Origin of the sequence: Sedimentibacter sp. (genome assembly GCF_038562225.1) — a bacterium.
In the GTDB taxonomy this organism is placed as follows: domain Bacteria; phylum Bacillota; class Clostridia; order Tissierellales; family Sedimentibacteraceae; genus Sedimentibacter.
The window spans coordinates 389002-407365 of sequence record NZ_JBCFAS010000002.1 but is presented as its reverse complement, the minus strand read 5'-3'; the positions used below and the strand labels follow the sequence as shown (position 1 = coordinate 407365).

Annotated in this window: 16 protein-coding genes; 11 read left to right on the top strand and 5 right to left on the bottom strand. The window is 42.6% G+C overall.

Annotated features, from left to right (window positions below; translation table 11 throughout):
• The first annotated feature begins 202 nt into the window (after window positions 1-202).
• On the top strand, window positions 203-1735 hold the full coding sequence (grdC, locus tag AAGU76_RS08385) for a glycine/sarcosine/betaine reductase complex component C subunit beta (RefSeq protein WP_342485024.1): 1533 nt from the start codon (window positions 203-205) through the stop codon (window positions 1733-1735).
• Window positions 1736-1746: 11 nt separating this feature from the next.
• Window positions 1747-2919, top strand: coding sequence for a glycine/sarcosine/betaine reductase complex component C subunit alpha (gene grdD / locus AAGU76_RS08380; RefSeq protein ID WP_342485023.1), 1173 nt, complete (start codon window positions 1747-1749; stop codon window positions 2917-2919).
• 161 nt (window positions 2920-3080) lie between these two features.
• On the opposite strand, the gene AAGU76_RS08375 is transcribed toward grdD, so the two are convergent.
• Window positions 3081-5084 carry a M14 family zinc carboxypeptidase gene (locus tag AAGU76_RS08375; protein ID WP_342485707.1) on the bottom strand — a complete coding sequence of 668 codons (2004 nt, stop codon included), beginning with the start codon at window positions 5082-5084 and terminating at the stop codon, window positions 3081-3083.
• 49 nt (window positions 5085-5133) lie between these two features.
• Window positions 5134-6507 carry a PLP-dependent aminotransferase family protein gene (locus AAGU76_RS08370; protein WP_342485022.1) on the bottom strand — a complete coding sequence of 458 codons (1374 nt, stop codon included), beginning with the start codon at window positions 6505-6507 and terminating at the stop codon, window positions 5134-5136.
• A gap of 135 nt (window positions 6508-6642) precedes the next feature.
• Between AAGU76_RS08370 and AAGU76_RS08365 the strand changes: the two genes are divergently transcribed.
• Both AAGU76_RS08365 and AAGU76_RS08360 read left to right on the top strand, forming a co-directional pair.
• Window positions 6643-7884: an aminotransferase class III-fold pyridoxal phosphate-dependent enzyme gene (locus AAGU76_RS08365; protein ID WP_342485021.1), complete on the top strand. Its 1242-nt coding sequence runs from the start codon at window positions 6643-6645 to the stop codon at window positions 7882-7884.
• A gap of 169 nt (window positions 7885-8053) precedes the next feature.
• Window positions 8054-9082, top strand: a complete 1029-nt coding sequence (locus AAGU76_RS08360) for a DUF362 domain-containing protein (RefSeq protein WP_342485020.1) — start codon at window positions 8054-8056, stop codon at window positions 9080-9082.
• A gap of 57 nt (window positions 9083-9139) precedes the next feature.
• On the opposite strand, the gene AAGU76_RS08355 is transcribed toward AAGU76_RS08360, so the two are convergent.
• Together AAGU76_RS08355 and AAGU76_RS08350 are read right to left on the bottom strand one after the other, a co-directional pair.
• Window positions 9140-9823, bottom strand: a complete 684-nt coding sequence (locus AAGU76_RS08355; protein WP_342485019.1) for a DUF4386 family protein — start codon at window positions 9821-9823, stop codon at window positions 9140-9142.
• A 12-nt stretch (window positions 9824-9835) separates the two neighbouring features.
• On the bottom strand, window positions 9836-10432 hold the full coding sequence (locus tag AAGU76_RS08350) for a TetR/AcrR family transcriptional regulator (RefSeq protein WP_342485018.1): 597 nt from the start codon (window positions 10430-10432) through the stop codon (window positions 9836-9838).
• Between the two features lie 242 nt (window positions 10433-10674).
• Between AAGU76_RS08350 and AAGU76_RS08345 the strand changes: the two genes are divergently transcribed.
• The 6 genes from AAGU76_RS08345 (at window position 10675) to AAGU76_RS08320 (ending at window position 15437) form a co-directional block, all read left to right on the top strand.
• Window positions 10675-11097, top strand: coding sequence for a GNAT family N-acetyltransferase (locus AAGU76_RS08345; RefSeq protein WP_342485017.1), 423 nt, complete (start codon window positions 10675-10677; stop codon window positions 11095-11097).
• 78 nt (window positions 11098-11175) lie between these two features.
• Entirely contained in the window at window positions 11176-11742 is a 567-nt protein-coding gene (locus AAGU76_RS08340) for a DUF4256 domain-containing protein (protein ID WP_342485706.1), read from the top strand.
• 47 nt (window positions 11743-11789) lie between these two features.
• On the top strand, window positions 11790-12392 hold the full coding sequence (locus AAGU76_RS08335) for a class I SAM-dependent methyltransferase (RefSeq protein ID WP_342485016.1): 603 nt from the start codon (window positions 11790-11792) through the stop codon (window positions 12390-12392).
• 175 nt (window positions 12393-12567) lie between these two features.
• Entirely contained in the window at window positions 12568-13566 is a 999-nt protein-coding gene (locus AAGU76_RS08330) for a zinc-dependent alcohol dehydrogenase family protein (RefSeq protein ID WP_342485015.1), read from the top strand.
• 375 nt (window positions 13567-13941) lie between these two features.
• A complete protein-coding gene (locus tag AAGU76_RS08325) occupies window positions 13942-14430 on the top strand; it encodes a pyridoxamine 5'-phosphate oxidase family protein (protein WP_342485014.1) in 489 nt (162 codons plus the stop codon).
• Window positions 14431-14558: 128 nt separating this feature from the next.
• Window positions 14559-15437, top strand: a complete 879-nt coding sequence (locus tag AAGU76_RS08320; RefSeq protein WP_342485013.1) for an AraC family transcriptional regulator — start codon at window positions 14559-14561, stop codon at window positions 15435-15437.
• Between the two features lie 186 nt (window positions 15438-15623).
• Here AAGU76_RS08320 and AAGU76_RS08315 read toward each other — a convergent pair whose 3' ends face one another.
• The gene (locus AAGU76_RS08315) at window positions 15624-16460 is read right to left on the bottom strand and encodes a prenyltransferase (protein ID WP_342485012.1); all 837 of its coding nucleotides are present in this window, start codon (window positions 16458-16460) and stop codon (window positions 15624-15626) included.
• Window positions 16461-16993: 533 nt separating this feature from the next.
• Here AAGU76_RS08315 and mgtE point away from each other — a divergent pair.
• On the top strand, window positions 16994-18331 hold the full coding sequence (mgtE, locus tag AAGU76_RS08310; protein WP_342485011.1) for a magnesium transporter: 1338 nt from the start codon (window positions 16994-16996) through the stop codon (window positions 18329-18331).
• Window positions 18332-18364: the final 33 nt, after the last annotated feature.

Here is an 18364-nt window from a genome sequence, read left to right as displayed (position 1 = left end):
TCTCTTTTAACTTTGCTGAACAAATCTTACGGAAAGTCATACACACACACATACAAAATGATGTTTCCAGGGCAAGTCAGTTTATGTCAAAGCGGCAAAAATCTGCAGCGGCTTAGCACATTGCACGGGTAAAGAAAGATCAGTCACATGATTTAAATAATTATATATTCACATAGAATGATACTTAATGGAGGATTACAAAATGAATTTTCCGGTAATTAAAGCTGCAGGGTATGCATTGGTGCATACTCCTGACATGATTCTTCATAATGGGACAACACAGACCATAGAAAAAATGACGAATCCGGATTCGGAATACTTGAAGAATATAACAAACCACTTCCGCGATTTTGAACGCGTGCTGAGATATGCACCCAATCAGGTTTATATCGGCAATATGCATCCGGAAGATCTCAGGAGCTATGAAATGCCCTGGTATGACAAGGAATCAATCATAAGGGACCGGTTCGGAAAATTCGGCGAGATAATGCCTCAGGACGAATTTATCGGACTGATGATGCTGGCTGATACTTTTGATTTGGTGCTGTTGGAAAGAGATTTCGCTCAGTCGGTCAAAGAAAGTCTGAACAAGCATCCGCTTTTTAAAGAAGATGCTGAAAAGATAAAAGATGGCGTTGACATGGATGCAATCAGCAAAGCCATGGACGAACATGCGGAAGGACTATATCAGGATGGGAAAATTGTCGGCTGCGTAAAGAAAGCTCATGATATAGATGTAAACCTTTCAGCGCATACTATTTTTGAAAATCTTGTTGTAAAGGCATCAGGAATTCTGGCTTTTAAAAATTTATTGGCGAAAAACAATATTGCGGCTGAAGATATCGATTACGTCATCGAATGCTCTGAAGAGGCATGCGGCGACATGAATCAACGAGGCGGCGGTAATTTTGCGAAAGCGGTTGCGGAAAAATGCAGTGCAGTAAATGCTACCGGCTCTGACACCAGAGGGTTTTGTGCAGCACCGGTACATGCCTTGGTAGAAGCTTCTGCATTGGTTCAAGCAGGTATTTATAAAAACGTTGTTATTGTGGCAGGAGGTGCTTCTGCAAAGCTGGGTATGAACGGAAAGGATCACGTAAAGAAGGGAATACCGGTCCTTGAGGATATGCTTGGTGCTTTTGCCGTTATGGTGAGTCAAAACGACGGAGTGAACCCGATAATCAGAACCGATCTGGTGGGAAGACACACGGTTGGTACTGGTTCTTCTCCGCAGGCAGTTATTACGTCCCTTATTACAAATCCTTTGGACAGAGCAGGCTATAAGATAACCGACATAGATAAATACTCTGTTGAGATGCAAAATCCTGATATCACCAAACCGGCAGGAGCTGGGGATGTTCCGGAAGCAAATTATAAAATGATTGGGGCTTTGGGAGTCAAAAGACAGGAATTGTCTAAAGAAGAAATTCCTCAATTCGTAATGAAGCATGGCATGCTTGGATGGGCACCTACACAGGGGCATATTCCTTCCGGTGTTCCATATGTGGGACATGCAAAGGATGGTTTAACCGGCGGCACTTTGAACAGGGTTATGATAGTCGGCAAGGGAAGTTTGTTTTTAGGCAGAATGACGAACCTTTTTGACGGAGTATCTGTTATCCTGGAAAGGAATACAGGCGAGACTTCAAATTCCGGCAGCATCTCTCAGGCGGAAGTTAAGAGTATGATTGCAGAAGCAATGAGAGATCTGGCAGCACTTCTGTTGAAAGAGTAGAGGTGGAATAAATGCAGGAAAAAAAGCAAATAAGAAAGCTCATCAGTGATTCCCTGCTGGAGGTTGCAGATGCCATTGAGTCCGGACAATATAAAGAAAAAGTAAGAATCGGAATTACAACGCTGGGAAGCGAACACGGTATTGAAAATCTGGTAAAAGGTGCGGAATTGGCTGCCAGGAACAACAAGGACATACAGGTTGTGCTGTTGGGACCTAAAGTTGACACGAAGCTTGAAGTTGTTGAAGTGAATTCGGAAGAAGAACTGCACAAAACCATGGAAAAGCTATTGGATGAAAAATACATACAAGCTTGCGTAACCAACCACTATAACTTCCCCATCGGCGTATCGACAGTTGGAAGGGTCGTGACTCCCGGGCTGGGAAATGAAATGTTCATAGCTACAACTACAGGCACTTCTTCCACCCATCGGGGTGAAGCAATGATGAAGAACGCTTTGTACGGAATAATTACAGCCAAGTGCATGGGCGTAAGCAATCCCACGGTAGGCGTTTTGAACCTGGATGGAGCAAGGCAGGTGGAACGTGCGTTAAAGGAGCTGGCATCAAACGGTTATCCTATTCAGTTTGCCGAATCCATGCGTGCAGATGGAGGCTCTGTGATGAGAGGCAACGACTTGCTGTGCGGTTCTGCTGACGTTATGGTTATGGATACGCTCACAGGCAATATACTTATGAAGGTCTTTTCGTCCTATACTACCGGTGGCAGCTATGAAGCCATGGGTTATGGATACGGACCTGGTGTAGGTGAAAACTTCGAAAGAATTATTCTTATCATATCCAGAGCTTCAGGAGTACCTGTGGTTGCAAATGCTATTTCCTATGCAGCGAGTCTGGCCAGGGGAGGCCTGGCGGATATCGGCAGAGAAGAGTTGAAAAAAGCAAAAGCTGCAGGGCTTGAGAAAATATTGCAATCCTTAAGCAAGGATTCGCAAAAAACAAATGAAACAAGTGTTAACGTCTTGATGCCTGATAAGGAAGTGGTAACCGGACAGATTTCAGGCATTGAAATCATGGATCTCGAAGATGCAGTAAAATCTTTGTGGCAGGCAGGCATTTATGCGGAAAGCGGAATGGGCTGCACAGGACCAATCGTACTTGTCAATGACACCAGGGTTGAAAAGGCAGCAGCAGTGCTGGGCAAGGCGGGATTCATCACCCAATGACATAGGGGACGGTTCTTCATGACACATGGAACCGTCTGTTTTTTTGGTTCATATATCCCGTCCATAGATACTGCCGCCTCCCTGGCCGGCAAATTAATGCGTTAACACAAAAAACCCTGTAAATTAGTGTTTACAGGGTTTTTTAAATTTGCGGCTAATATCTATTTCTTTGATGTCAGATTAAATATAGAGTTTGCCACCATTCTGAAACTGTCTTTTATATGAGCCCGGAATATAGGGTCAAGTCCGAAAAGTACGGCTGTGTCATTTTTTACTACAGCAGCTTTACCGGAGAATTCGGTTCTATCCTTGGATAGCCAGTATCCGGCAAAGAACACGTCCTTGCCATAGTTAACAAGCACTTTTGTATCGTCGCCGTATGCAGAGAAGTACAGAGGACCGTAAACAAAACCGGTGCCTGATTGCTCGTATGAACCGGTAATGGCATTACTCTGGTCATAATCGACATTTACTATGGCATTGTAGTTGCTGGACTGTCTCTTATAGGTTATTTTTAAAATATCAAGGCTGTTGGCAAAATCTGCTCCGCCTCTTCCGTATCCAACATACTTACCGCCATTGTCAAAGAAATTTTTAAGGTTATTCCAGCCGTCTGCGGTAATGCCTGCTGTTTTTGAGGTTATGTTCTCCAGACCGACTATGATATCATAACTATCCAGGCCTTCAGATAAATCCCCGGGCCATAACACATCAACATCAAAACCTAAGTCTCTAAGTACGAATGCCATGGGTCCTATGTTATAAAGTTTGCTGGTTCCTGAACTGTTTGTTGAAAGCTTGCTTCCTGTGTAGGCAGTCAAAGCTGCTATCCTAACTTTTTTCAGCTCTTTGCTGTTTTCAGGCACTGCACTCGATGCAGTGAAATAAAGCCCGTATTTTCTAGCCAGGTCCTTTAACGTATTGACTGATTTATTATCGGCTTCAATGAAGAAGGTTCCTGCAGCAACATCATTTTCTGCTGTTTCTGTCTGATAAACTTTAATTCCTTTTGCCAGCAATGAGTTTACAGCTTTTATTGCTTCATTTCCATCACATGCCAAAGCATACACAGAGGATTTTTCATTATCAACCTGTCCTGAAGGGAAGCGTGCATTGGTAACTGTTGAAGTTTTTACGTCAAATTCATCTTCAACAATCTCGCGGTCAAATCCCCAAAGTTCCGGGAAGTTCCAGGCAGCTATGTCATACATTCCTTCACCGGATGCAATAACTTCAGGATATGCTTCTTCAATGTCTTCTCCCTTCCAGAGAAGATTGTTGGCAAGACCTGCCAAAGGCTGATTCATGGGTATGATGTATGTTCCCTTGGGGAAATCTTTTCCGTTTGCAGCAAAATCCTGAGTTGCAGTTTCAATTTGAACACCGGCTTTCAGAAGGTATTCAATTGTTTCAGCCACCTGCTGAGGATTTTTTTGCAATGGCTTTTCAACAGGAATAACATATGCATATGGGAATTCCCCTCCATTTGGTCCCCCGAAGTTAGTGCCGCGTTTAAAAACCTCTACTTGATCATTGAACATTTCAGTTTTGTTATCAGCTGCAAATATAAGAGCCGTTTTGTTTGATATGTAATGACCCAGTACGCCTTTATAAGTTCTTGGTCCTACTTCAATTGTATGAGTGGTAAGCGCATAGAATTGGGAAAGCTGAGGAATAAAAATTGCAGGGTAATCATCCCAGCCACCGTTTGCATATTCATCCCTGATTGGGATAACAGCATCTTCACCATGTTCAAGCCAATTTTCTTCCTTTAATTTATCCTCCATGGTTTCAGCAACTTCTAAAGCCCATTTTTGATAAATATCCTCCTCGTAATTGGGATTGTGCGGTTTTCCGCAGGGTTCAATAAGTATAGGGCTTACATAACCGTGATTATCAATCAATACCAAGGGCTTCCACTCAGTTACCATTTCCAGGATAGCCTGAACTTCCGGCTGTGATTGAGTAGCCATATCGCGGTTGCAGTCAAAACCGTTGCCGTTTTGACGCCAGCCATCGATACGTCCGTCAGGGTTAGCAATCAGGTTGAAAATTATAATGTCATTTGACAATATTTTTTGTACTTCTTCCGTGTCTTCATATGCAAGTTCCTCAATTAACTTAATTGAGGCATCTACTCCCGTTGTCTCTCCGCCGTGTTTTATACAAATGATTCATAAAGATAGAAACCAAAGCTATTGGGGCAGGTAGAAATTATGCTGAAGTACAGGACATATCAAGTATTTCTCGAAGAATAACTGCAATGGCATCAAGTTCATCGAAGGAAACACCCGAAATACATAGGCGGACTGCTCGGGATGGAATGTCGGAAGCTGTTGAACCTTGCTCAGAAGCACAATATGCATCCAGGTAGCAGTCTGCAGCCGTATTTATAAGTATTCCCTTCTGCTTGAGCCTTTCTTCAAGAACAGATGCAGCAATCCCTGGAGGCAGTATCAGCCATAGGAATATTCCATGCTCAGGGACGTGCCAGTATAGTCTTGGCGGGGCCAGTGACTCCATGATTCGCCTTGCAATCCTTAGCTTCCTTTCATAGCTCCGCCTAATATTGAGATTGTGCTTATCATACATGCCTGACTGAATGAAAAGCTGTAGAGCAGCTTGAGGAAGCTGGGAAGTATTAATGTCCATGAGTTTTTTAAGCTGTATTATATCATTTGCTAGGTCTTCAGGCAAAACTGCAGCTCCGATGCGTATTCCCGGCATGAAAGTTTTGGAAAAACTTCGGATATAGATGGTGCTCTTTTTCGTGTCATAGTAATGGATGGGGAGAGCGTTCTTTTTTGACCCCAGATCTGAAAGGTAGTCGTCTTCGATGATGCGAATGCCATAACGCTGGGAGAGATCTGCCACATGACGCTTGGTGCTTTCATCAAAGGTGAAGCCAGTGGGATTCTGATGTCTTGGGACAACGTAAAAAGCTTCTACATCACCTGACTTAAATATTGTCCCCAGCTGCCTGAGGTCATAGCCGTCTTTTGAGCGCGGGATGCCCACCATGGGAATTCCCAGGCGATCAGCCAGTTCAAGAACCAATCCGTATGTGGGGACTTCAACAAGAAGCTTGCGTGAACAGTTTCTGAAGATAGCTTGAAAAACTAGAGAAATGGCCTGCTGGGCTCCGGAAGTTACGAGGATTTGTTCAGTTTGAGCGTATATTCCGTCGTTCTCGAACATTTTTTTCAGTTCCCGGCGCAGGGGAAGATAGCCGCTGCTGCATTCATAATTGAACAAGTCTTCATGATGACGGTCCACAGAGGTGTTGATGACGTGGTTGAATTCTCTGTAAGGTATGAGATTTTCCTCGAGTCTGACGGTCTTAAAATCCACAATGGCATTGGAAGTGAAAGGCTCCGTGTGTCTTCGTATGAGGTAGAAGCCTCCGCAGGGAATGGAATAGACCAGATGTGATTCCTCCAGCTCTTCGTAGGCCTTGTTGACAGTTATTTTGTTGATGCCAAGATCCGCTGCCAGCTTTCTGCAGCTGGGAAGGCGCTGCCCTTGAAGGATTTTGCCGTTTTCAATTTCCATGAGTATGTGGTCCATGACCAGTTGTTTCTTGCTCATATTGCCTCCAATTTGAATAAATAACTGCAATTGTACTAGTACAGTTTATTAATACCGTAATTGAACTATTATAATATCCATTATATACTAATATTGATATAAAACAAAGCAAATTCAAATTAGGGGGCATGGAATATGAAACTGTTCGTGAGGCCGCAAGAGCCTATTACAGCTGTGCGAAGCAGAGGCACAAGGATAATGACGAAGGAATACGGTGAACTGGTTGATATGGAATCCGGATGCTGGGCAGCAGTCCTCGGCCACAATCATCCTGACGTGGTTAAGGTTATCCGTGAGCAGGCGGATACGTTATTGCACACCCATCAGTACTTTGAAACGGAGCATCCGGCAAAACTTGTGGGGGAATTGACTGAGGCAGCCAATCTGCCCGCAAAATACAGCGGTTGTTTCCTGTCATCAGGAAGTGAGGCGGTGTCTTTGGCGATAATGCTTTCTGAGCTGCTTACGGGCAGAAAAAAGAAGCTCTGCATGAACATCACTTACCTGGGTGCAAGTGCTGATTTAAGGAATCCAAGGGACAGCATGTACTGGGACGATCTCGATGTGACGGAGTGTCTGAGGTGCGAAGAGGATTGTGCAGAAATGACATGCAGCAACATAAGTGAAACTGACTGTTCATCCTGCAAACGCTTCAGCAATTTGGATTTCAGCAGGTATGCTTCCTTCGTGTTTGAACCCGGCAATTCAGGAGGTATGGTGATTCTGCCGCCAGAGAAGCTGGTGTCCTTCCTTGCCGGAAAAGTTCGGGCTGCAGGAGGTCTGCTGGTGGCAAATGAGGTGACCACAGGATTCGGCCGGACCGGCAAATGGTTCGGATTTCAACACTACGGATTCTTGAACAACGATATAGGTGCACCGGATTTCATAGCCCTTGGAAAAGGTCTTGGCAACGGGTATCCAATAAGCGCTGTCTTGGCCAGGGAGAGCCTGGCAGCTGCTGCCGAGGAGACGGGATTCAGGTATGTTCAGTCACATATTGATGATCCGTTGGGGTGCAGAATTGCCAGAGAGATTGTCAGTGTCATGACAAAAGAAAACTGGGTGTTGAAAGGATATGATATGGGGGAATACCTAAGGTCGAGACTGATGGGCATAGCCGAAGGAAATAGGTGCATCAGAGAAGTTCGCGGAAGAGGCATGATGAACGTGGTAATGCTGGAAAGCGGGGTCAGCGCCGGTGCAATATTCAAGGGCCTCCTGGGAAAGGGATATTTCTGCGGTTACTCAGAGCAGTTAGGCTTCATACATCTGTATGCACCATTGATTCTCAGCATGGAAGAGGTCGATGGCTTTTGCAGTGCATTGGAGCAGGTATTGGACATCGGGGACGGTTCTTGCTGTCAATCGGATGTGTAAAATTTTTTCTTGCAATGTAGAATTTACTTTAGCATTTTGATTAACTAGCAGCAGTTTTTCGAAATATTTTAAAAAAGTATTGACTTAGAGTAAACTTCATGCTGTATTATAAATAAAGTATTGCTTTTAAAGCAGTTGTTAAATAATGGTACAGCAAGGAGAAACTAATATGAGTAAATTATACTTTATCAAAAATACAGGAAACGACTATGACAAGCTTGGAAAAGATGCTTTGGAACTATTGAAAAAAGTAGTGTCAGAAACAGGTCACAGCTTTGAAAAAGAAGTTCCCATAAAGGTGCATTTTGGAGAAAAGGGCAATAAAACATTCATTCCGCCGAAATGCTACGATGCGACTATAGATTATCTTAAAGAACAGGGAGTGTCCCCGTCATACATAGAAACCAACGTCCTTTACAGGGGATCAAGGACTACCACAGAGCTTCATCTTGAAACAGCAAAAGCCCATGGCTTTACACAGATTCCGATTGTAATTGCAGACGGAGACATTGGAACAGAGTATGATGAAATAGAAATTAACAAGGATTATCTGAAAAAGTGCAAAATAGGAAAAGAATACGGGAAATATAACCAATTTATCGTAATGAGCCATTTCAAGGGACATGTGGCAGCAGGATTCGGCGGCAGCATAAAACAGCTGGCTATGGGTTTTGCATCCAGAGCAGGAAAGCTGGAGCAGCATTCAGACATATCCCCTGTGGTAAATGGTGGGAAATGTATCTCCTGCAGTATATGTGTGAAAAAATGCAACTATGGGGCTATCAGTATCTCAGATGCAGCAGTTATTGACGGGAACAAATGTGTAGGATGCGCAGGGTGTATTGCTGTTTGTCCCAAGGGTGCAATATCAAACACATGGAGCGGCTCACATTTTCTAGAGAAGCTATCGGAATATGCCTATGGAGCAGCAAAAGACAAGGACATCATATACATTTCCTTTGTCCACAATATTACGAAGGAATGCGACTGTGCCGGAACGCATATGAAGCCCATAGCAGACAATATCGGTATCCTTGCAGGAAAAGATCCTGTTGCCATGGATGCTGCATGTCTGGATCTCGTACAAAAAAACAGCGGAAAGAATCTTTTTGACAAAGGCAGAACATCCCTCCGGCATGCAGAAAAAATAGGACTGGGATCAATGAGTTATGAAATCATTGAAATAAATCATATGTAAGGCAAAAAAATGGGGACGGTTTGAAATAGACTTCAAACCGTCCCCATTGTCATTTTGTTATGCAGTTTCAGCGGCGAATTTTTTGAAACTGGTCATCAGAAGCGCAATAAATACAACCCAGGGTGCTAGGGATAATAAAGAAAATACCATGCCTATAACTCCTGCTGAAGAAGGAACAATCATGAAAAATCCGGATAATAATCCCCAAAGACCAACCGACCTTTTGAACCTGTGGCTTTTTATGATGGCATAGGAAAACAGCAGCAGGCATATGGTGCTCAATACATAGTAAACATCAAAAATAGTGCCCGTATAGCCTGCCATCAACGCTTCGCCGGCCGCCAGGTAAATGTTCAGCTGCTCAGGCTGTGCCTGAAAATATTGACTGCTTAAAGTAAGCATTTCAAATGCGGGATTAGATGGATAATAACAGGCAATACCAATCAAACCCAGTATCAATGCTAAAAGAACCGTAACGGGTTTTTCCTCATACAAGAGCATAAAAAGAGCTAAATAGATCACAACAATTATCATGTTGTTAAACAGGTAAATAAAATCCAGACTAAGCAATCCTAAAAACGGATTTTGCTGATAGAGTTCAAAGAATCCTTTAACCGTATCGGGCGGCGGCGCAATCACATAAATAATAATTTGAGTTGGAATTAGAATAAGCATCACTAGAGCTAAATACCATGCAACGCGGTAAAGCGGCTTGAAGCTAATTTTTAAAACTTGATTCATATAATAACCCTCCTAAATATAATCCTGATTCTTATTCAGTAAGTAATTGATAAGTTTCGAAAGCTCTCCCTTGATGTCTTCTTGTACTGAGGTTCCATTGGACGAAAAGCTCAGCATGATCATTCCCTGCAAGGCGTAAATGATTGTTTTAGATACGATCTCTATGTCTTTAGGCTGTATAACTCCTTCCTTCATCAACCTGGAGAAGGAATGCTGCCAAATGCCTCTGAATTTCTCCTCAAGCTTTTGATATCCGTCGTCTCCCGCCGGCTGAACAAACGTGCAGAAATAGAAGAAACGAAACACATTGGGATGTTTGAAAAAATAGTCGGCATAGCATAAAAAAGCCTCAAGGATTTCTTCCACAGGATCATGTTTAGTATAGGACACAGCTGTAAGTTCAACAATCATATCTTCAATCATATCAAGTCGAAGTACCCAGAAAAGAGCGTTGAGATCCCTGAAGTAATAATAAAGATTTGTGTGGGAGTAGCCTGTTACTTCAGCCAAATGTCGGGCTGTAACAGCTTCATATCCCTCATCGTGAACGATTTTTTTCGCAGACTGAATGATTTCGTGCTGGGTACGTTCTTTCTTTGTTAGTTTCATAGAGCCTCCATATATTTTAACTAAGTTCAAAATATTTAACTTAGTTAAAATATATGCCGCAGCAGACAATTTGTCAAGAGTTTTTTTAAAAATTTATAGAGGACTGAGTAAGGTTATTCTTATGTTAAATTGGAAAAATGTATGTTATAATATTAAAACTAAGACATATAAGCGACTAAAAAAATAAAATGAGTTGGACGGGAGAACCCTCCCTTGTGGAATCGGATGTTTTGGAGGCATATATGAATATAAAAGTTGTACACGATACGGAAAATATTAATTGGGAACTGGTGAGCTCCATTTTGACGACAGCAGGTTTAAGCACCACTGAACCGGAAATCTGCAAAAGAGCTTTTCTGGGAAGTCAGATAACAGTCTTTGTTTTTGATGACGAAAATATGATAGGGGTAGCTAGGGCGATTTCGGACGGCGTGAAGCAGGCTGCTATTTATGATGTTGCCATACTGCCGGAATATCAGGGAAAGGGAATAGGCAGAACAATAATGGAAAACATAACTGATAAATTATCCGGATGCAATTTCATATTGTATGCCAATGTGGGCAAAGAAGCCTTCTATGAGAAATTGGGTTTCAGACGTCTTAAGACAGGCATGGCGAAATTCGTGAAGACCGGTCAAATGGCAGAAAGAGGATTCACGGAATAACATGTCAGTGGGGACGGTTCTACGCGGTCATTTGCAAACCGCCATTTTGGCTGCGTGTTTAATTATGCGGAGGTTGGCATGGAAAATGAAAAAAGGAAGCTGTCACACGAAAAAAGTGAAGAATTGCTCGGGATATTGAAATCACGTTTTGAGAAAAACATGAATCGCCACAAAGCCATTGAATGGACCCATGTACAAGCAAGACTGGAACTGAGGTCTCATAAACTCTGGATTGTCAATGAGATGGAAAACACCGGAGGCGAACCTGATGTCATCGGTTATGACAAAACGACAGGCGAATACATATTCTGTGATTGTTCGGCGGAAAGCCCAATGGGACGCCGCAGCATCTGTTACGACCGTGAAGCGCTGGAGTCAAGGAAAGAAAATAAGCCTCGTAGCAGCGCTGCTGATATGGCTGAAGCCATGGGCATTGAACTCTTAACGGAAGAACAATACCGTGCGCTGCAGGAGCTTGGGCATTTCGACACTAAGACTTCCAGCTGGCTGAAGACGCCCTATAACATCAGAAAACTAGGCGGTGCCATCTTCGGTGACTGTCGCTATGACACTGTTTTTATTTACCACAATGGTGCAGAAAGCTACTATGCTTCAAGAGGATTTCGCGGCATTATAAAAGTTTAAACTGCCAGAGAGAACCGTCCCCGATGACAACAGATAGGAGAATTATTATGGGAAATACAGATATTTTTGACAGAATGGCAAATGCATATGACACTGATGACAGAATCCAGATTGCCAGGGTAACGGCTGATGCGATCCGTGAGTACCTGGTAGGTGCAAAACATAAGAATGCTGTTGATTTTGGGTGCGGAACAGGTCTTGTGGGAATGAATCTGCTGAATGATTTCAATTCCGTGCTTTTTGTGGACTCGTCTTCAAACATGATTGAGCAGATAAGAAAAAAGATTGCTGACTTAAATATCCAAAATGCGGCTGCATTATGTTTCGACTTTGAAAAAGAAGGTTCCCTGGATATAAAAGCAGATTACATCTTTATGGCGCAGGTTCTGCTTCATATAGATGACGTGGAGCAAATCTTGTCAAGGCTCTATGATGTTCTTAATGAAGGAGGACATTTAATAATCGTAGATTTTAATAAAAACGAAAATGTAGTTTCAGATATGGTCCATAACGGATTTGACCGGGATGAGCTTATGGACCTAATGTCTAAGTCGGGATACAAAGAATTTCAATCAAAAACATTCTATTCAGGAAGCAAAATATTCATGAAGCAGGATGCATCCTTGTTTATTCTAGACTCTCAAAAATGAATCCGAGAAACAGAAATGATTGATAAAAATAAAGACGGTTTGCCGGCAACTGGCGGCAGAACCGTCGCTTTTTTTGAGGTCAAAGGTGATGAACAGCAAATATTAAATTAATTTTTTAGTTAGATTAATATATTTTGGGTATAAGATTATATAATATTAAAAAAGGAGTGATGCTATGAAAGCTATGGTAATTAATAAGTTCGGCGGACCTGAAGTATTTGAGATGGAGGATATACCAAAACCTGAAGTAAAACCCGGATATGTGCTGGTGAGGGTAATGGCGAGCAGCCTCAACCCATTTGAAATAAAGCTTCGATCAGGACTTTTACCGGAGTTCGCACCGCCTTTTCCTGCAGTGTTAAATTCTGATGTTTCAGGAATTGTTGTCAAGGTAGGGGAAAACGTTGAAGTGTTAAGACCCGGAGATGAAGTATACGGATTTATCGGCGGTATGGCAGATGAAAGCGGGGCGCTTGCTGAATATGTTCTGGCAGATGAAGATCTTTTATGCAAAAAACCGGTCAATGTAGATTTCAAAACTGCAGCATTATTCCCTTTGGTTGGAATTTCGGCATACAGGGCTATTATGGAAAACTCCCGCATAAAACCGGGTGACAAGGTGCTGATTCATGGGGCGGCAGGCGGCGTTGGGCACATGGCTGTTCAGTTTGCAAAAATGCTGGACGCTGAAGTCTATGCCACTGTTTCAAACGACGAAAAGGCAGAAATAGCAGAGCATCTTGGAGCTGACTACATTATTAATCATAAAACCACTGATGTGGAAGATTATGTAAGCAAGTATACGGATGGAAAGGGCTTTGATGTGGTTTTTGATACATTCGGCGGAAATAACCTTATAAACAGCTTCAAGGCCGCAAAGGTTGAAGGACTTGTGCTGACAACAAACTCCAGGGCTTTATTGGATTTGACCCTGATACATCACAAATCCCTGACGCTGAAGACCATATTCATGATTCTGCCTGTCATAACAAAAACAGACAGAACCGAAATCGGCAACATATTAAATGAGATGAAAAAAATGATAGAGGCAGGTAATTTGACAATCTACAGGGATAAAACCGAGTTCAATTTTTCAGATATAATCCAGGCGCACAAATACTATGAAGCAGGGGATACAACCACAAAAATAGCCTTGCTTAATGACCTGATATAACTGCATGACTGCACGGCAGAAGGGACTGTTGCATTAGCGATTAATTTCGTGTCATTCTGAGGGTTTAGCCCGAAGATGCCCTAACCCTATTTTCAGGTTCTTTCTGAAAAATAGCGGTAGGTCATTGGCAATGAGCACCAAATTTATGTGAGCGCATGCGAACAAATAAATTTGTGTGCGAAACTGCAGAATCTCATCATTTCATTAAATGAGATTCTTCGCTAGCGCTCAGGATGATATACTTAAATGCAACAGCTCCTTTTTGCATAAATGGGAAGCCTTATTCTTTACTGTTAGAATCTGCAATGATATAATCAGTGTAAAACTCAGAAAGCTTAGCTTTGGAGCAGGAAAAAAGAGAGTGAGGAAAAAGCAATGTTTAGAGAAATGAGAAGAATAAAGCAGCTGCTGTCAACGGAAGACACCACAGCCGTGCTGAACAGATGCACAAACGGGGTGTTGGCGTGCCTGGGTGATGATGATTATCCCTATGCAGTTCCGATCAGCTACGTTTATTTCAACGGCAAAATCTATTTCCATTCAGCAAGGGCTGGGCATAAAATCGATGCTGTAATTAAGAATCCAAAGGTGTCTTTTGCGGTAATCGATGAAGATACCATAGTGAGCAAGGAGTATACCACTTATTTTCGCAGCGTTATTGTTTTCGGCAAAGCCAGGATCGTGGAAGGTGATGAGCGTCTGGAAGCTTTTAGAGCCTTGGTTGAGAAATATTCAAGCGACCAGCCCGAAGAATCCAAACATAAGGAAATTAACGGATGTACCCATTCATATATCGCAGCCATTGACATTGAGCACATGACCGGCAAGGAAGCCATTGAATTCGTCAGGGCCAAAAATAGTTAATATGGCACTTTTCCGGCTGGCAGATGGTCACTTCAGACCAATTAAGCAGTACCGTTAAATTTGTACTAAAATTGTCGGGCGATGATTTGCGTCCTTTGATAATATGGCTGATGAAGGGAGGTTGTATTATGGATTCTATAAGCAGTATGAACAAGGCATTATCATACATTGAACAACATCTGGAAGACAGCATAGATTATGCAAAAGTGTCTAAGATTGCATGTTGTTCAGAGTATCATTTTAAACGAATGTTTTCTTTCCTGGCAGGTATCGGGTTATATGAATACATTAGAAGAAGAAGGCTCACACTGGCAGCGATGGATTTGAAAGACAGCGATTTGCGGATAATTGATATTGCCGTAAAGTACGGTTATGAATCCGCTGATTCGTTTTCGCGGGCTTTTCAATCAATACATGGGATTCTGCCTTCAGAAGCGAGAGATGAGAATCAGCAGGTAAAAGCGTATCCAAGAATGACCTTCCAATTATCAATAAAAGGAGGATGTGAAATGAATTATCGCATTGTTGAAAAAGAATCATTTAAATTGGTAGGATTTAAAAAAAGGGTGCCAGTTATCTTTAAAGGTGTTAATCCAGAGATTGCTAAAATGTATGAATTGTTGACCCCGGAAGTGATTAAGGAATTAAAAGCGCTTTCGAATATAGAACCGTCAGGGATTATCAGTGCTTCGACTAACTTCTCTGAAGGAAGAATGGAAGAATCGGGAGAACTGGATCATTATATAGGAGCAGCAACATCAACCAATGAACCAACGAAGTATGAAGAATTGAACGTTGGGGCAGGGACCTGGGCAGTATTTGAATCCGTCGGACCATTTCCGGAAACACTTCAGGACATATGGGGAAGAATATACTCTGAATGGTTCCCGTCAGCAGGATACGAAGCAGCAGAGGGACCTGAAATTTTGTGGAATGAGAATAAGGATACTAGCAATCCAAGGTTTAGAAGTGAAATCTGGATACCTGTATCCAAAGTTAAAAGCTAAAAAGGCATGTTAAAACATGCCACAGAATGTAGATAAACTTTGATTCTGTCATCCTGAGCGTTAGCGAAGGATCTCCTCGTGTTGAAATGATGAGATTCTTAGGGCTGCGCCTTCAGAATGACATAGTCGAAGGATACTTTGTCGTCAAATTGAGCATGTTAAAACATGCCAATTATAATTACATTGTTATTGCTTGCCTAGGTTGTTGATAATTTCGTTATATCGTGTTGTTGCCAGGGCACTTGGTCTGCCTTTTTTGCAGAAAGATAAACCTGCCAGCTTTGGCACAACCCGCTCAACGACAATCTGTCCGTTGACCAGCCTGGACTTCAGTGTCTCAAGGGCTTCCAAAAACCTCACATCATATTTTGCACGTTCATAAAACGATAGAACGTAGACGTAAACAAAAAGATTGTAGTTACGGAAGGGATATTCCACCTGCATGAACAATGTTCCGATACCATAGTGACATGGGCCAAGAGGTTTCCTGGTGGTCCAGTGTTCCAGCAAAAAATCCACAGCCTTGTCAAGCCGCGGTTCCTTGTTGAAATAACTGCTGAAGCGGAACGCATTCAGGGCAGTAAGCGTCGGAAAAGGATTTGAAAATTCTGTTTCCGGCCCCCTGCCAAAACTGAACTTGCTGCAGCGCCAGCCTCCGTCGGTGTGCTGTGTATTCAGAAGATGCTCGAAGGTTTTCTGAAGTCTCACATTGGATGCATATCCCATGCGGCACAGCACATCGGCAGCATGGATGGTTTGGCAAGGGTAAATGGCACCTTGCGGGGACAGCTTGAAGCGTCCGTCTTCACGCCAGGTGCTGAAAATCAAGTTGGCAGCTTCCCCAAGCAGCGGGTCATCAGGTTCCGTTCCCAGTTCCAGAAGTAAAAGGACACTCTCCAAAAAAGAGAAAGGCGCTCCCTTTAACAGCCTTTTGTCAGGAGTAGTCCAAAGGTCTGCTCCGTTATCATATCTGTGAGACATTATTGCTTCAACATCTGATGCATATTGTTTATCTACAGCCATTACACATCCTTCTTTCCATAAATGATTCATGTTATTTTACCACATAATCTCAGTTTTTTCCACTGCTATTCCGGACGGCCGTCCTAACCATCGTGAACCGTTCCTTTTTGATTTTCAACTCATTGATATGCATTTATTCAGCAATATTTATGTTGACAAAGCTTCTTTTTAGGAATATCATGATACAGTATTTTTAATTGCGAGGTGAGAAAAATGGATGCTGACGGCAGTAAGCGCAGCAGTAAAGGCAACAGCACTTATATGGAAATAAAAAGCAGATTTCTTTTGCAAGTCCGTTTTTCTTTGTACATATTTAATTTTGACTTGTCATAATATCTGTCTTCTTTTCTGATTATACTTCTCTGTGATTCATCATGGATTTGCCTTTACTGTTCCCAGCTAACCAACAGTTATATGATTTAAACCAACAGCACACTTTGCTTCCTGACTGATATGCGGGAAGTATTATTTTGCTGCACACTCTTCGGGAATATTTTTCGCTGGGTGTAAAAAACTACAGAGAGGTGAATGAAATGGAAGATACAGAAAAACTGCTGACGGTTATAACAAGCAATGATAAGAAGGAATTCAAAGACTTCATCGATGAAATGCATCCGGTTGACGTCGCCATCTTGCTGGATTCCTTAGAGGACGAAGAACTGCTGAGGTTTCATGATATGTCTGAAGATGAGCAAATGGCAGAGTTCCTGGAGCAGGCAAATGAAAGCTTTCAGACAAGATTTTTGATGCTTCTGAATTTTGAAGCTGTAATAAAGCTGTTCTCGTTCATGTCCAATGATGACAAGGCTGACATTTTAGGCAACCTTCCCATAAGGATGAGAAAAGACCTGCTGAAAATGATGAAACAAAGTGATACCATAAAGCTGGAGGAGTTGCTGGGATACGACGAAAAAAGTGCCGGAGGTATCATGACTACGGAGTATATTGCCCTGCGAGGGGACCTGACTGCTCTGGAAGCCCTTATGAAAGTAAAGCAGATCGGTCCGAAGACCGAGGTCATAGAGACCATATTTGTGCTGAACGAAAAAAAGGAATTGGTCGGAACTGCAGATTTAAGAGACATCCTTACCGCACCGGAGGAACAAAATCTCTATGATATAATGGATGAAAATCTGATTTCGGTTCACCCGGATGAGGACCAGGAAGAGGTTGCGCGGCTTGTTTCAAAGTATGACCTGAAAGCCATTCCGGTAGTCAACAATAAAAGGGCACTGCTGGGCATTGTAACGGTGGACGATATCATTGATGTCATCGTGGAGGAGCAGACGGAAGACATTCTGCACATGGGCGGTGTCAGCTCCGAAGAAAGGGTTGACAGCACGCTTGGTACCTCCATCAGGAAGAGGCTTCCCTGGCTGTTTATTAACCTTGCCACAGCGTTCATGGCATCCTTTACCGTAGGTTTATTTGAAGATGTGATAGTCCAGGTGGTAGCTCTTGCGGCGGCCATGCCGATTGTTGCGGGAATGGGTGGCAATGCCGGAACCCAGACGCTTTCTGTGGTAATAAGAAGCATCGCTTTGGGAGAGGTTGAACTTAAAAAGAACTGGAAACTGGTTTTTAAAGAAATTGCACTGGGAATAGTGAACGGTGCTGCCACAGGAATTGTAACCGGACTCATATTGTATTTGAAATATGGGAATCCATATCTAGGACTTATTATTTTTGCTGCAATGATAGGAAATTTAGTCATAGCAGGATTCTTTGGCTTTTTGATACCTCTATTGTTGAAGGTGGCGGGGATTGACCCTGCACTGGCTTCAGCCATTTTTCTCACAACTGCCACGGATGTGTTCGGATTTTTCCTTTTCCTCGGATTGGCAAAATCATTTTTGGGGTTTCTTGTCTAAAGCAGGTGATTTTCTTTACGGTGTTGACATTTT